The organism is Anaeromassilibacillus sp. SJQ-1, assembly GCF_046693725.1.
Taxonomy (GTDB): Bacteria; Bacillota; Clostridia; order Oscillospirales; family Acutalibacteraceae; genus Anaeromassilibacillus.
Map to the genome: position 1 here is coordinate 179285 of NZ_JBKEIV010000048.1, position 14037 is coordinate 193321.

The following is a 14037-nucleotide window of genomic DNA, read 5'->3' on the forward strand; positions in this document are numbered from 1 at the left end:
ATATGCTATAATTACTTGTAGCCCGCAAATATGCGCAGATTCGGCAAAAAACGCCCCCTTGATTGAAGAGATTTTCCGACCATTCCCTCGACAGGGTCCCGTTGCCCATAGGGAGCCCGCGCCCCTGCCGGTTATCTCAGGAGGTTTCAAATTGAAAAAACATAGTAGAGCGTTGTTGCTCGTTTTTATGATCGTATTCGGTGTGGCGTCCACCTTTGGAACAGTAGCTTTTGCAACCGAGGTCTCCACGGACCCGCAACAGCCCCAACAGACTCAACAACAGGTGATCGGCCGCACTCCGGAATCCGCCCCACCTGCTGTGGAACCGACCCCAGATCCCACCACACCGGTCGTAGACCCGTCACCCGAAACGCCCCCTTCCTCTGAAACACCGTCAGAGGCCCCCTCCACAACATCCACCGCGCCGCCGGTGTCAGAGCCACCTGCTACATCAACACCGCCTGTGGCTCCTCCCTCTTCGCAGGCTACGGCTCCAAGCAGTTCGCAGACGGCCTCCAGAAGACCGTCCACTTCCAGCCGTTCCCGCTCTTCCACACCGGAAGCTTCGTCCAACGCGTCGAGTTCCTCTTCTGAGGCGGAATCTTCCAGCTCAGAATCCTCTAGTTCGATCTCTCTCCCGTCGGTCAGTGTGCCGGATGATAGCAGCTTGCTTCCATCCTCCAGTATGGCGCCCACCTCAAACCGCACGGTCAATTGGATTGGTATCATCGCATGGGTATGTATCGGACTGGGCGTTGTAGTGGTTGTGATTGTCATTTTGAGCAACCGGAGGCCACCGCGCGGCGGCAGTGGCCGCAAGCGTTATCGTCGTCCGAAACGCCGTAAAAAGCATCTATTGAACGACAAATATTATCGCAATTTGAAATATTAAGCAATTGAGGGTGTCCCAAAAGTCATGAAATGACGGAAGGATACCCTCATTTTTTAGGAACTCAGATATTTTTCCAGACAGAAGGAGGATGCCCCAAAACTATGAACTTAAAAATTCACAGTTTTGGGGCACTCTCCTTCTCTATAGCAGTTGAAAAAATGAATCTTTTCTACAAAAATTTATTTATATAATCCAAATTTTCTGTTCTTCTTTATGCGATACCAGTAATTATCTCATTTTAATTCTATGTTCATTTAGCCACCATTTGGTTGCAAAAGCGTATCTTCTATGCTACAAAATAGTAGCATAGAGAAAGAAGGTGGGGCCATGTTTTTCCAACGCATTGAGGACTTACGAATCGACCACGATAAGACACAGCAGGAGATTGCCGATGTATTAAGCTGCAAGCGGGAGGTCTACCGCCGTTACGAAAAGGGCATTCGCGAGATCCCTGTCTGGGCTGTGCTGAAATTGGCAAAATACTACCACGTATCAACCGATTATATTCTGGGACTGAGCGACCAGAAAGGAGAGGCATATGAGTAAAAAAGTCATTTTCTTTGATATAGATGGCACACTGCTTTCCTCACACAATGAGCGGTATTTTTATGTGGAACCCAGCGCTCTGGAAGCGTTGAAACAGTTAAAGCAAAATGGACATATTGTCGCTATTTCTTCTGGAAGACCAGAACTCTTTATTCATAAATATTTTCCCGGCATCTTCTCCAACTATGTGGCGATGAACGGCGCCCATGTGGTGGTGGATGGAAAAACGGTCTTTGAAGAGTGCTTTTCTCCGGATGAAATCCGGAAGTACATTGAATATTTCGACCGCTATGGCTGCTGGTACAATTTTGTAGGGAACACCCGGGGATGGGCTCGCCATGTTCCAGAGGAACAAATCGAGCCGTTAAACGAAAGCTATGGCATGCCCGGTTATCTACAGACCGACTGGGAGCCGGAAGACGTTCACGCCAGCCTGATCGATTTTGTTTTTCAGGATGAGGCGCATTATCTCCGGTGCAAACCAGCCTTCCAAAAGCCGATGGTTCTGAATAAGCATCCCGGCAGCCTGGCCGCAGATCTTTCCTTCCAGGGAAAAGACAAGTCCCGTGGCGTACAGATCTTTCTGAAGGAGGCTGGGATTTCGCCGGAGGATGCTTATGCCATTGGAGATGGATACAACGACATCACCATGATGAAAGTCGTGGGCCATTCCATCGCAATGGGCAATGCAGTGGAGGATCTAAAGAACGTGGCGGAATACGTAACCGCCGGTATTGACGACGATGGCATTTATAAAGCCTGCAAACATTATCAGCTGTTCTGAAGAATGATGCCTAAAGGGTTGCAGGCGCCGAGCACAAAGAGTATGCAGCCATGGTTCTTCCCGCAATCTGCATCATGGAATGCTTTGCGCCCAAACCCCTTATTCCAATGTTCTTACACCCACACAAGAAGGGATGCCGGAGATGTGCATATGCACATCTCCGGCATCCCTTCCGAACTTTACCGGCCTTTGGGCTCGGCACTCTGCCTGGCTTCCCTCTTCCGGCGAGAACGCAACTCTTTGAAGAAGGCGGTCAGCAATCCCGCGCACACATCTTCCAACACGCCGCCGGTGACACCCGGCGCATGGTTGTACGGCAATGCGAAGAGGTTCACTACGGAACCACAGGAACCCGCCTTTTGGTCTTTCGCGCCAAATACCACGCGCGGAATTCGCGCATTGATAATTGCACCGGCGCACATAGGGCAGGGCTCCAATGTCACATACAGCGTACACTGCCACAGGCGCCAGCCTCCCAATGCACGGCAAGCCCCATCGATTGCCTCCAACTCCGCATGGCAAAGTGCATTTTTCCCGACCTCCCGCCGGTTTCGTCCGCGCGCAATCACACGATCCTGATAGACGATCACCGCCCCGACGGGAACCTCTCCTTCCGCAGCGGCCTCCCGGGCAAGTTCCAAGGCCTCCCGCATGAATGCTTCGTCACGATTTTCCAGAAGAAACCCTCCCCGGCATCATAGATACATCATCAGCACACAGGACAGGGCACAGTAGCCAAATAGAACCAAGCCTCCTGGATTGACGATCATATGGAGAAATTTTTGTCCTACCGTCAGTGCACAAGCCGTCCGGGACAAACGGAAAAAACCCTTTCTACGTACAGCTAGAAATACGACGGAGCCGATACCCAGGAGAATCCAAGCAGCAAAGGCGATCAGATAGACTGTATTCGCCAAGAGATCTCCCTGATACCATTGCAGAAGGGTAATCGCAGCCGATAGACCATTATTGAGAAAATGAATCGCTATGGATACCCAAAGATTTCCGGTCTTAACCACTACAAAGGCTAACGCCAGACCGCAAAGAAAGGCAAATGGCAGCTGAATCAAGTTCCCGTGGAACATGCCGAATAAAAACGCGGAACCAACAATGGCAAAGCCATCCCCGAACCGCCGGAGGCCATGCAGCACTGCGCCGCGGAAAACCAACTCTTCTACAAGTGGTGGAATTACCGCGAGCGAAATAAAATATAGCGCCTGAATGGACGGTTCTCCGGTGAGTGGAGAATCCGGCAAAGTCCCACTGTAGCCTGCCCACTCCAAAAAGTCCGCCATCCAATTCGCTGGAAAATTCGCCAGCATACACACACCCATTCCCAGAAAAACACACGCCAGCGCTGTGGAAAACGGTGTCTTTTCAAACAGCAGGACCCTCTGTAATGGCTGCCGCTTGATCGCCAGATACAAAAGCGGCGGCAAGGCAAACGCCAAAATATAAGTGACGCCATTGACCAGGTAATACAGCAGGGACGTATACCCGCCGAACTGGAGTTCTCCCTGCCAACGGTACCCCACCATTCGCAAAAAACCGTTTTCTACGGACGGCAAAACCGCCATCAGCAAAACGACCAACAGAAGCATCCAGCTCAGGCCGCTCGCCGTTTTTCGAAGCATATGTTTTTCTTCACGTCTTTGCTCGTAAAACGGGTCCATTCTAGCCTGTGGATAGGGGATATACGGATCATTTTGTTGCGGTAGATATGGATGATAATTGGTCAATTTTAGCCCCCCTTTGGACAGTAACAACCTGCTTTTAAATAAAACGTATTATAGCACACCCGGCGCCATACCGCAAGTTGTAGAAGATGTTCCCGCATCGCCCGCGTAGAAGGACCGTTTGATCCCATCTCTGTAAACATCTTGTCAAACCTTGACCCATCCGGCGATGCAGTGGTAAAATCGGAACGGCAATGTTTTCGCTTCATCCGCCGGAACATATAGACAGAAAGGGTGTTGACTCAAATGTACCAGGGCGCAGTATTTTTCGACGCAGATGGCACGCTGATCGATGGGCCGTCTGGGATTTTTGCTCCCACTGAAAAAACGAAAGAGGCAATCGCACAGTTGCGCGAACAGGGATTTCTCACCGTTCTCGCCACTGGACGTTCCCAGTGTTATGTGCTCCCCAGCCTCCTTTTGTTTGACTGTTATATCACCGCCAATGGCGCGCGTTCGGAAGCGGGCGGCACGGTGATTCACAATCAGACCATTGCACCTGAGGCATTGCGCACCCTTGTTACCTATCTCGATATGGTGGGAATCAATTCGGTTCTGGAGGAACCGGAGTATTGTTATTGCCGGGATCTCTCTGAAGAATCCTTTCAGGGGATGATGCGTAAATATGCGTTCCCCATCGATCGGTTTCTTCCTCTGCAATCGCTCGAAGGCCTGCACATTAATAAGCTGATGGTCACTTACGACTGTGTGGACAAGCGGGACCGGTTTTTACACGATTTTAGCGACCGGTATGACATCACAGATCAACCCGGCAATCAGGCATGCGACGTCGGACAACGTGGTATTTCCAAGGGCCTGGGCGTGAAGAACGTTTTAGAGTACTTTCAGATTCCGCGGGAACATGCCTATGCATTTGGCGATGCGGACAACGACTACGATATGTTTCGCAGCGTCGGGACCGGGATCGCCATGGGGCGCCATACCGCAAAACTAGGGCAGGTATCGTGTATGGTCACCGGAACGGTCCAGCAGGATGGTATTCACTCAGCGTTACAAAAACTCCATTTGATTTAAAGAAACGCGAAACGAACGATTCCAGAATGATTCTAGTTTCGTCATACAAAGAGGCGCCCAGAACGCGGTCCACTTGACCGGGTTTTGGGCGTCTTTGTTGTTTTGCTCCTGCTTGGAAGATCGAATAAGCCCCGATTGCGCAATCTGGTCTTACCGCTTACAAGGCACGAACCAGCCGGACGATCAAGTCCGCACAGGGTTCCACACCAATCAGACCGCTGTCCAGGGATAGATGGTAATTCTGTGACATTCCCCACTCCCGGTCCGTATAATGGCGGTAATAGAGGCGCCGTTTTCGATCCTTTTCTTCCAATCGTTTTTCCGGACTCTTTTCCGATTCCCCATACAAACGGACAATCCGTTGAGCCCTTGTTCCCAGATCTGCATGTACGAATACGTGGAAGCAATCGTCTCGCTCCCGCAGGATGTAATCGGCGCAACGACCTACAATTACACAGGGCCCCTTCTCCGCCAACTGATGAATCACCTTGTTTTGCATGGCCCAGAGAAAGTCTTCTGTGGACATACCGTTCATCGCGCCTTGGGTCCCCCGCGTAGAAAAAGCGTATGCAAACCAATTCTTGTTTGGCACATCTTCGCTTTCTTGCTCCACATATTGTTCGTCAAAACCGGTTTCCAGCGCGATTTTTTTACCAGTTCCTTGTCATAAAACGCCACGCCGAGTTGCTGTGCAACCAACCGTCCTATACTTCTTCCACCGCTACCGAACTCACGGCTGATAGTGGCAATGCGCTTTTGCATTCCTCGGATTCCTCCTTTCGGCGGATGGACTTGGATTCCATTCCGATCAGTAAAATCGTGAGTAAAAAGGACAATACGTCTGCCACAGGGGCCGCCCACAGCATCCCTGTCACGCCAAAAAGCGAGGACAGGATCACCACGCCGGGTACCAAAAATACCACATCCCTGGACAAGGAGAGTACGGTCGCTTTGACCGGCTTGCCGATCGCCTGCAGAAAGATGCTGCTGGCCTTCTGAATACAACACAAAAGAATGCCTCCTAGATAGATACGGAAACAGAGATTTGCATATTCGTTGTATAAGTCACTCTCGCTGCCAAATAGGTGCACAATCACCTGCGGACAACATTCAAACAGCAACATGGAGATCGCTCCTACCGCGATGTTCGCCAGAATCACCAACCGGTACACAGAGAATACCCTCTTAAAATTGCCCGCTCCATAGTTGTATCCGATGACCGGCTGGCCTCCCACGGCAATTCCCACAGAAAATGCAATCACAATGCCAAACACTTTCATCACGATTCCCACCGCAGAGAGAGGAATATCCGCTCCATAAGGAGACTGCGGCCCTTGAAGAACAATCATGTTGTTCGCTACACTGATAATAACAACGATGGCAATCTGCGTGATAAAACTGGAAACGCCAAGTTGACAAATTCTTCGCGCAATCCGGCTGTGCAACCGAAAACTCTGCTTTTGAAAACGGAAGGATTTGGGCTTGTGAAAATACGCCGCCGTCATGATGCAGGAAGCAATCTGTCCAATAATGGTGGCAATTGCGGCGCCTTTGACCCCCATATGAAAAATGAAGATCGAAACTGGATCTAAAATCAGATTGATGACGGCCCCTAACACAGTTGCAACCATCGAATATCCTGGTGACCCATCCGCACGGATTGCCGCATTCATCCCCGATGTAAAAATATAGAATGGAATCCCCAGCAATATAATCCGCATGTAGTCCCAAGCATATGCATAACACGCCTCTGTCACGCCGAACAGATGTAGGATGGGATCTGTGAACACAAGGCCGATAATCATCAATACAATCCCCACCACGGCCGATAAAACAATGCCATTTCCGATGCATCGGTGACTGGTCTCTTGATCTCCGCTTCCCAGAGACAAACTCAGAAATGCAGCGCTGCCGTCCCCAACCAAAAGGGCTAGGGCCAATGCCACCACCGTAAATGGATAGACCACATTGGTAGCTGCATTTCCGAGATACCCCACGCTCTGCCCGATGAAGATCTGATCCACAATGTTGTACAAAGCGCTTACCAGCATGGACAGCACACACGGGATCGAAAACTTCAAAAGTAGTTTTCCAACCGGCGCTGCTGCAAGGTATGCGTTTGCATCCTGTCTTGTTTCCGACATTCTGTACTCTCCTTCACTATAAAAATACTTTTCTCGGCGTATGGGTCCGGGAAAGCAATTCCCACTTGTTCTGCCACATCCATCCGACTTTTCTGAGGAAGGCAACAAAAAAACGTGTCATCTAAAAACGGAAAACCGTCATAGACAACACGCTATCAGGAGCTGGACTTACATCTATATCGAGTTTTAGATGGAACACATCCATTTTACCGAAACGCCGGCCCTTTTATTATAATGGAACTTTTTTCGCAATGTAAGCAAAAATTGCATCTTATTAAATCTTTGTGCATCCTTTCGCATACGAGGCTGGCTCCTTTTTGGCGTCCTGCACAAAACTCAAAGGAACTTCTTTTTCCGGAAAATCCATATGCAAACGCCAACAACCAAAGCGCTGAACAAAATAACGAGTGGATACCCAAATGACCAGTGCAACTCTGGCATATTGGCAAAATTCATTCCATACCAGCCGGCAATTAAGGAGAGCGGCAAAAAGACAGTCGTCACCACCGTGAGCACCTTCATAATCTGATTCTGTTTGATGTCCACCTGGGCCTGGTAGACCTCGCGTACCTGTATCGAATAGTCGCGCAAAAGCTGGACATTATTGCAGAGCCGCTCCGTACGTTTTGTAAAAAGTTTAAAATATCGAAGCTCTGTCTCTGTAAAAAAACCATTTTCATTTTCCTGAAATGCTTCTCCCAGATCGATCAACTGCTCATAATAGCTGTGCAGGTACAAAAGCTCTTTTCGCATAGCCATCATTCGGTGGTTAAAGCCGTCAAAATCTCCGTTCAAAACCGCATCTTCCATATGAGTGAGCTGTTCCTCCAACTCTTCAAGGAACAAGAGATCCGGCCCGATCAGGTATTCCAGAAAATCATAAAGTACGCGGGCAAACGTGGGATTCCGCCATTTTTTACGTACGTACAGCTGGTGCAGCGCTCGCTCTGCCACACCGCTTTCATCCACCAGTACCAGGAAATTGTCCTGCACATAGAAGCCAACCGGAATGTGCCTGTTGTTTTGGACTTTCTCCCGCCGGACCGGAATGTACAGTGTGCCGAACAGATACTGGCTGTGAACCTCTGTCTTGGTCATACGGATATGCCCGCACTCCCGCACCGTACGGGCATTCAATCCCATACGGGTTCCCTCTTTTTCCAATTCCTGTTGGGAAAGCACAGCCACATACGGCTGGTCGAGCCGCTTAGGGCATGCCTGTATCTTTTCCATCCGTTCTCCCAGTTGGTAGTACATCCGCCCTTCCCTCCAAACTTTAGAGATTCCTTCCGATCCATGTATAAAACATCCGGTACTTTAGAGCGTTGTCTTAAGAAAACCTGTAGGGACGGCTAACAATCCGCCTACGGAAGATTGCTATTCGCGCCCCACTCAGGTTTTTCAATCTCAACGTGCCTTTTAGGGCGTTGTCTCAAGAAAACCTGTAGGGGCGGCTAACAATCCGCCTAGGGAAGATTGCTATTCGCGTCCCACCCAGGTTTTTTCAATCTCAACGCGCCTTTTAAGGCGTTGTCTTAAGAAAACCTGTAGGGGCGGCCAACAGCCTGCCTACGGAAGATTGCTATTCGCATCCCACTCAGGTTCTTTCCATCCCAACGTGCCTTTTAGGGCGTTGTTTTAAGAAAACCTGTAGGGGCGGCTAACAACCTGCCTACGAAAGATTGCTATTCGCGCCCACTCAGGTTCTTTCCATCTCAACGTGCCTTTTAGGGCGTTGTTTTAAGAAAACCTGTAGGGGCGGCTAACAATCCGCCTAGGGAAGATTGCTATTCGCGTCCCACTCAGGTTCTTTCCATCTCAACGTGCCTTTTAGGGCGCTGCTTTAAGAAAATAGAAAGGATAGCTGCGGGCTGTCCCTAAAAGTTTCTAATCTCACCGCTCTTTGCCCGGGCGTTTTTTCAGTTTTCCATCGCGTTCTTTAATTGCGCTTTCATGCTCTGTGCAGAATGTCCATATCGATGTGATCCATCGGAACCAATATGGATTCCCACCACTTCCCCCTTATCATTCAGAAGTGGTGCGCCGCTGGCTCCCTGTGTTCCAAATTCATCACTGAGCACATATTCCAATTCCTCCCCGTCGTCGGAGATGACCACACAGGGGTATAGGCAATCGTCGTAATAATACAATGTATCATCTGGATTGATGTATGCTGCCAAATAGATTACATCGCCGCTCTGGCAAGGTTCTTCCGCCAAAGAAAAGCTCTTTACATTATCCCCCTTTTCCACATAAAAGGCTGCCAGATCCTTTCCCGCCTTTCCAGTTTCTGAGATGGACGCCGCATCCGGAAGCGGTAATACGCCTGAAACTGTACCATATATCGTTTCGACATTGCTGTCGAAGATGTCATACAGGTCCCCACCTTGTACGTAGCTGCTCAAATTCTTCTCGTCAACCTCTACCTCGTCGGAAGAAAAGTAGTGGCAGGCCGTCAGAAGAAGCGGTTGGTCGCTTTCTTCAATCTGTGCTACAAAGGCTGTACCCGCCATATATTCCCCCTCTGTCGTCCGCCAATTTACATTGAAGACCGATCCAGGTTCCAACGTCCCAAATGAAGGCAATGGTAAATAATCCGTATCTGGGACCGGCATCCCATCGTTATCTTCAAGCATATGTCCGCCTGACAATTCCATCATTGTCTCAGTCAGTCCTGCCGGTTCTTCCTTTCTCTGTCCCTGCGACGGCATACAAGCGGTCAAACTTCCCAGGCCCACGCACATGGCCAAAAAGAATGCGATCTTTTTCATTGCTCTCCCCATCCTCCTCTATTTTTCCGCAAAGATACGATTCGCATAGCATGTAAGTATAAAAAAGGAAGCCCCCACATAGGCCGGGAGCTTCCTCAACAACAGTCTTATAGGACCAAAGATGGCGCTGCATATGTGCGCGCTGCCAACTCCTGGTCGAGCAAATACAGAGACTTCGGGTCCCCTCCAAACAATTCCATCTTCTTTAAGAGGTCCTCTGCATTCTTCTCTTCCTCGCCCTGCTCTTTGACAAACCAGTCCAAGAACTGCATGGTGCGGAAATCCTTGACCGAATATGCCGCATCATAAATGGTGTGAATCAAATCCGTGACATAGCGTTCGTGCTGTAATCCCTTTTCGAGAACCGCCATATCACCCTGGAAGTCCTGTTCCGGACGGTCCACAGCCTCCAGCACAACCGTCTCGCTATTGTTCTCCAAGTATTGCAGGAACAGCATTGCATGATCGCGCTCTTCCTGCGCCTGAATGCGGTACCAATTGGAAAAGCCGCTCAGATTTCTCTCCGAAAAGTAGTTGGAGAAAGCCAGATACAGATAGGCAGAATAAAACTCTTTGTTGATTTGTTGGTTTAAAAGATCCTTAATTTTTACATCTAACATAAACCAATCACCTCCACCGTTATTATAGTACAAAGTATCCTGTACCGCAAGCAGCAAGCCTGTTTAAATCGTTAGACAAACACAGGGGTTTTCCAACATATCTCCTAATGTTAAGATACACATCGGGTCAATCCGCTTTAAAGCAAATCTAGCTGTACATCGCCTGTCACCATTTTTCTCGTTCAGAATAGTATAGAGAAAAAGCCTAAAGGCGGTGATTGCTTGGGCAATCCATTCTTTTCTACTGTGGAAATACTGGTTCTTGTCACAGCTCTTTCTGTGGACGCTTTTGTCGCCAGTTTTGCTTACGGAACCAACCGAATCAAAATTCCCCTACGTTCCGTGGCAGTCATCAGCATTATTTGTAGCGCAATCTTCGCAGTCTCTCTCTTTCTAGGCTCACTAATCCGGCCATTTATGCCAACGCATTTTGCCGGCCTACTCTGCTTTGCTATCCTGTTTGTGCTCGGTATTGTCAAGCTGTGCGACAGCGCCATCAAATCGTTTATCCGGCGCTCACAGGGGGGTCACAAGAAAATCTCTTTTTCCGCTATGCATTTGCGTTTCATACTGGATGTATATGCCAATCCGGAAAATGCGGACAGCGACTGCTCCAAAAGTTTGTCCCCAAAAGAAGCAGCGCCCCTAGCAATTGCACTGTCTCTCGACGGGCTGGCGGTAGGATTTGGTGCGGCTCTTTCCGATGTTAATCCTATTCAAGCCATTCTGTTTTCCTTGATTATCAATGTCGCCGCCGTCTGTCTAGGGTGTCTGGTGGGGAACAAAGTTGCTGAGAAGGTTCCCTTGGATTTGTCCTGGGTCAGTGGGCTTTTGTTAATGGTGTTGGCCTTCTTAAAGCTTACATAGGATGCCTGCCATCGTCCTCCTCCGATGAGACAGCTCTTCGCTTTCTGCAATGTACAGCACATTCTCAGGAAAGTTCCCTTCTCGGTGGTAGTTTCTTGCCAAAAAGGGACAACACGGTTCAATGAACCGTGTTGTCCCTTTTGGCACCCCCAGTAGGAATCGAACCTACAATTAGCCCTTAGGAGGGGCTCGTTATATCCATTTAACTATGGAGGCATATAAAATATTCTGTTTTCAAGCCCAATTGGGTTTGGCCCCTTCGATTTTAAAAAGGGTTCATTCTATCCATCTAATTTTATAGAGGTAAATACACCTGTTTTTATATTATAGGTGGTCTGCCAAAGCTTGTCAATATTTCCACAGGTTTACTCCTAGGGAAAATCCCCTCGTCCCCTATGAAAAAGTGGAGACGCCATTCCTCGAACAGCATCCCCACTTCTTCATCTATCCCCTATCATCAAAACCTATATTGCAATCGAAGCGTTGTACAGCTTTAGTTTATTACTTCCATTTTCCTGCATTCGATAGGCGTTGCTCGGGGTCACCCAGGTCGAAGGCGTATCACATCCACGGCAGAAAATCCACCCTCCAGCATACTGAATATCCCAAAAGGACGGAGCCGGAGAAGGCAACACCTTGCCATTCTTTCCATTCGCATCCGTCATATAAAGCGTCTGTTCCTTATCGAAAAACAGTTTTCCATACGCTGCGCCTTCCAAATCTAAAAACACATACTCGTTATTTTCAACGATATAATGCTGCATCAACCGAGTGCTCTCTCCAGTCGACAGATTTTTCACATAAAAATCCCCATATTCTCCGGTATAATATGTGGTATCATCGCTTGTTGTTTCCGCATGATAGTTCAAGACCTCCTGGTAATACAACTTACCGTCCATAATGTAGAAATCATCGTCTACATTTCCAGGGACTGCTTGACTTTTTCCGCTCCCGTCGGGCTTCATCCGATATAAGACCGCATCACTTTCGCCAAACTTTCCGCCCATAAAATAGAGCCAGCCGTCTGCATAGGACAAGGAGGTATACATAAATCTACCTGGATTGGTACAGGTCTTTGTTAAACCCGTACCGTTCAGCGCACAGCGGTAGAAATCATAGACCGAATCCCGACCGCAGGCAATCACGATCTGATCCTTATCCAACCAGAATTGGCCGATTACGCCGGGAAGCTTTACCAAACAGGTGGTCTGCTTGCCAGATATATCACAGCGGTAAATCCCCTGATCGCTCCGGGCATAATAGAGCCAGCCGTCTCGATAACTGAGGTTCCAAATACCCGTACCGTCCGCGGCCCGAATACAGGTGTCCCCAGAGCCGTTCGGCGCCATACGCCAGATATCTCCATTGCGTACATAAAATACATATCCACCGCCGGCCACACAGGTCCCGCCATTTGCCAAATTTCCCAAAGCCGTTCCTTCTGTTAAAACGGCTGTATCCGCAAAGGTTTCGGTAGATTTTTCAACGGACAAAAGATTCGAGTCACTTTGTGTAGCACATTCCGCCCATGCGCAAGTCACAGGCATCGATGCGACACAAAATGCACACAATAGGGAGACGAAAAGCCGTCCACGCCTCTTCATAATCATTTCCTCCTTCAAAATTGATCGGGCTCTTATTGTTATTGTAGCACAGGGCGTTACACATATGTTCCCAAATTTTATGGGACTTTTTTCCGGACCAACCCTGCGCAGACACAGCAAAAATCTATATATTGTTTGGAAAGAGCCCTATATCATCTTTCTATAAGACATCTTACATTCCTTATATCTTCGCCTCCGCCGATGGATATTTCGCTCACTGGTTACTTTGTCGTACCCTTTTTCAAGCTCTCAATTTTTTTCATTTGGGGCTTGACTTTTTATTTGCAGACTCCCTGTTATGATCGCTCCGTTCGTCTCCAACATTTCTCAGCTTGTAAGCCCCCTATAACGATCGCCTTTGGGACATTCCCTCTCAATATATTGCTACAGGAAACAGGTAAGCACCGACAGCCGGCGGTTTTTGTATGGTAAGAAAAAAGTCCCCAGCTGTACGCTGAGGACTTTCGATCACTTTCCTTCCTCCCTGGAAAAGCGGTTTTGCATCGCCTGTTGATCCATTGAGTAAGAAAGCGCTTCTCCTGGCATATACATCGGTGGCCCATCCTATCCTTATTCGGATTTTTCCGTATATTCCTTTGGAATTCCCCGGTAATTCGTCAAGCCCAATAGATAATCGGTCGTCGTCTGGTGGTACTTTGCCAAGCTGATGAGAACCTTTGTGGGAATATCCCTCTGTCCCAACTCATAATTGCTGTAAACCTGCTGGGAACAATAAAGAATTTGCGCCATTTCCGCCTGTGTCAGGTCCCTGTCTTCCCGTAAATCTCTGATACGTTGATACATGTGATCACCTAACATCAGAATAACGCAGTCCTGTTTTTTATTCATTCTTACCGCAAATTGCAGTATTGACGAATACCGCGTTATGCAGTAAAATGAAGAAAACCATCGAAAAAAGGAAGTGTTTTCATGTGGCTCCTCATATGGCAGGCCATTTATTTCCTTGCGATCCCCTGTATCTTATGTTACCAAGCGCTTGAGTAAAGTTTGTCCCACCTAGGAGCAATTGCCCGCAGG

The 14037-nt window shown here is 48.6% G+C and carries 15 protein-coding genes, 1 tRNA gene and 1 pseudogene; 5 read left to right on the forward strand and 12 right to left on the reverse strand.

The features are described from left to right. Positions 1 to 273: 273 nt before the first annotated feature. Positions 274 to 696, reverse strand: coding sequence for a hypothetical protein (locus ACGCCZ_RS14420; RefSeq protein WP_411656374.1), 423 nt, complete (start codon positions 694 to 696; stop codon positions 274 to 276). Here ACGCCZ_RS14420 and ACGCCZ_RS14425 point away from each other — a divergent pair. From ACGCCZ_RS14425 to ACGCCZ_RS14435, 3 genes are all read left to right on the forward strand, one after another. Further along, a complete protein-coding gene (locus ACGCCZ_RS14425; RefSeq protein WP_411656375.1) occupies positions 686 to 892 on the forward strand; it encodes a hypothetical protein in 207 nt (68 codons plus the stop codon). The genes ACGCCZ_RS14420 and ACGCCZ_RS14425 overlap by 11 nt on opposite strands. A 327-nt stretch (positions 893 to 1219) precedes the next feature. Beyond that, entirely contained in the window at positions 1220 to 1438 is a 219-nt protein-coding gene (locus ACGCCZ_RS14430) for a helix-turn-helix domain-containing protein (RefSeq protein ID WP_054323794.1), read from the forward strand. Then, the gene (locus tag ACGCCZ_RS14435) at positions 1431 to 2222 is read left to right on the forward strand and encodes a Cof-type HAD-IIB family hydrolase (RefSeq protein WP_054323795.1); all 792 of its coding nucleotides are present in this window, start codon (positions 1431 to 1433) and stop codon (positions 2220 to 2222) included. The genes ACGCCZ_RS14430 and ACGCCZ_RS14435 overlap by 8 nt, the downstream gene beginning before the upstream one ends. A gap of 179 nt (positions 2223 to 2401) precedes the next feature. Here the strand turns inward: ACGCCZ_RS14435 and tadA are convergent, their stop codons facing one another. From tadA to ACGCCZ_RS14450, 3 genes are read right to left on the reverse strand one after another with little or no spacing between them, the layout of a single operon-like run. Continuing rightward, positions 2402 to 2899 carry a tRNA adenosine(34) deaminase TadA gene (gene tadA, locus ACGCCZ_RS14440; protein WP_411656457.1) on the reverse strand — a complete coding sequence of 166 codons (498 nt, stop codon included), beginning with the start codon at positions 2897 to 2899 and terminating at the stop codon, positions 2402 to 2404. An 18-nt stretch (positions 2900 to 2917) separates the two neighbouring features. After that, entirely contained in the window at positions 2918 to 3961 is a 1044-nt protein-coding gene (locus tag ACGCCZ_RS14445) for a CPBP family intramembrane glutamic endopeptidase (RefSeq protein WP_411656376.1), read from the reverse strand. A gap of 2 nt (positions 3962 to 3963) precedes the next feature. Beyond that, positions 3964 to 4167, reverse strand: coding sequence for a hypothetical protein (locus ACGCCZ_RS14450; RefSeq protein ID WP_411656377.1), 204 nt, complete (start codon positions 4165 to 4167; stop codon positions 3964 to 3966). A gap of 25 nt (positions 4168 to 4192) precedes the next feature. Between ACGCCZ_RS14450 and ACGCCZ_RS14455 the strand changes: the two genes are divergently transcribed. Next, positions 4193 to 4993 (forward strand): HAD family hydrolase, encoded by an 801-nt coding sequence (locus ACGCCZ_RS14455; RefSeq protein ID WP_411656378.1) that lies wholly within the window; start codon positions 4193 to 4195, stop codon positions 4991 to 4993. Between the two features lie 157 nt (positions 4994 to 5150). Here ACGCCZ_RS14455 and ACGCCZ_RS14460 read toward each other — a convergent pair. The 5 genes and pseudogenes from ACGCCZ_RS14460 to ACGCCZ_RS14480 all read right to left on the reverse strand — a co-directional run bounded on the left by ACGCCZ_RS14460 (position 5151) and on the right by ACGCCZ_RS14480 (position 10528). Beyond that, positions 5151 to 5755 (reverse strand): annotated as a pseudogene (locus ACGCCZ_RS14460) (AAA family ATPase). Next, positions 5698 to 7137: an MATE family efflux transporter gene (locus ACGCCZ_RS14465; protein ID WP_411656379.1), complete on the reverse strand. Its 1440-nt coding sequence runs from the start codon at positions 7135 to 7137 to the stop codon at positions 5698 to 5700. Before ACGCCZ_RS14465 ends, ACGCCZ_RS14460 begins: the two are co-directional and overlap by 58 nt. A 336-nt stretch (positions 7138 to 7473) precedes the next feature. Beyond that, entirely contained in the window at positions 7474 to 8394 is a 921-nt protein-coding gene (locus ACGCCZ_RS14470) for a CorA family divalent cation transporter (protein ID WP_085531341.1), read from the reverse strand. Positions 8395 to 9056: 662 nt separating this feature from the next. Then, complete coding sequence (locus tag ACGCCZ_RS14475) at positions 9057 to 9908, reverse strand: trypsin-like peptidase domain-containing protein (RefSeq protein ID WP_411656380.1); 852 nt, start codon at positions 9906 to 9908, stop codon at positions 9057 to 9059. Between the two features lie 107 nt (positions 9909 to 10015). Continuing rightward, positions 10016 to 10528 (reverse strand): ferritin, encoded by a 513-nt coding sequence (locus tag ACGCCZ_RS14480; RefSeq protein WP_411656381.1) that lies wholly within the window; start codon positions 10526 to 10528, stop codon positions 10016 to 10018. A gap of 222 nt (positions 10529 to 10750) precedes the next feature. On the opposite strand from ACGCCZ_RS14480, the gene ytaF reads away from it, so the two are divergent. Further along, positions 10751 to 11395: a sporulation membrane protein YtaF gene (gene ytaF / locus ACGCCZ_RS14485; protein ID WP_054323803.1), complete on the forward strand. Its 645-nt coding sequence runs from the start codon at positions 10751 to 10753 to the stop codon at positions 11393 to 11395. Between the two features lie 141 nt (positions 11396 to 11536). Here the strand turns inward: ytaF and ACGCCZ_RS14490 are convergent. The 3 genes from ACGCCZ_RS14490 to ACGCCZ_RS14500 all read right to left on the reverse strand — a co-directional run bounded on the left by ACGCCZ_RS14490 (position 11537) and on the right by ACGCCZ_RS14500 (position 13803). After that, positions 11537 to 11611 (reverse strand) — tRNA-Arg (locus tag ACGCCZ_RS14490). A 248-nt stretch (positions 11612 to 11859) separates the two neighbouring features. Next, positions 11860 to 12999: a DUF5050 domain-containing protein gene (locus ACGCCZ_RS14495; RefSeq protein ID WP_411656382.1), complete on the reverse strand. Its 1140-nt coding sequence runs from the start codon at positions 12997 to 12999 to the stop codon at positions 11860 to 11862. A 570-nt stretch (positions 13000 to 13569) separates the two neighbouring features. Continuing rightward, the gene (locus ACGCCZ_RS14500) at positions 13570 to 13803 is read right to left on the reverse strand and encodes a helix-turn-helix domain-containing protein (protein ID WP_054323805.1); all 234 of its coding nucleotides are present in this window, start codon (positions 13801 to 13803) and stop codon (positions 13570 to 13572) included. Positions 13804 to 14037 lie beyond the last annotated feature (234 nt).

Excerpts from the sequence above, each read along its gene's own strand:
- ACGCCZ_RS14425 (WP_411656375.1), top strand. The coding sequence starts at position 686 with ATGGCGCCCACCTCAAACCGCACGGTCAATTGGATTGGTATCATCGCA.
- ACGCCZ_RS14430 (WP_054323794.1), top strand. The coding sequence starts at position 1,220 with ATGTTTTTCCAACGCATTGAGGACTTACGAATCGACCACGATAAGACA.
- ACGCCZ_RS14435 (WP_054323795.1), top strand. The coding sequence starts at position 1,431 with ATGAGTAAAAAAGTCATTTTCTTTGATATAGATGGCACACTGCTTTCC.
- ACGCCZ_RS14450 (WP_411656377.1), bottom strand. The coding sequence starts at position 4,167 with ATGAAGCGAAAACATTGCCGTTCCGATTTTACCACTGCATCGCCGGAT.
- ACGCCZ_RS14465 (WP_411656379.1), bottom strand. The coding sequence starts at position 7,137 with ATGTCGGAAACAAGACAGGATGCAAACGCATACCTTGCAGCAGCGCCG.
- ACGCCZ_RS14470 (WP_085531341.1), bottom strand. The coding sequence starts at position 8,394 with ATGTACTACCAACTGGGAGAACGGATGGAAAAGATACAGGCATGCCCT.
- ACGCCZ_RS14475 (WP_411656380.1), bottom strand. The coding sequence starts at position 9,908 with ATGAAAAAGATCGCATTCTTTTTGGCCATGTGCGTGGGCCTGGGAAGT.
- ACGCCZ_RS14480 (WP_411656381.1), bottom strand. The coding sequence starts at position 10,528 with ATGTTAGATGTAAAAATTAAGGATCTTTTAAACCAACAAATCAACAAA.
- ACGCCZ_RS14495 (WP_411656382.1), bottom strand. The coding sequence starts at position 12,999 with ATGAAGAGGCGTGGACGGCTTTTCGTCTCCCTATTGTGTGCATTTTGT.
- ACGCCZ_RS14500 (WP_054323805.1), bottom strand. The coding sequence starts at position 13,803 with ATGTATCAACGTATCAGAGATTTACGGGAAGACAGGGACCTGACACAG.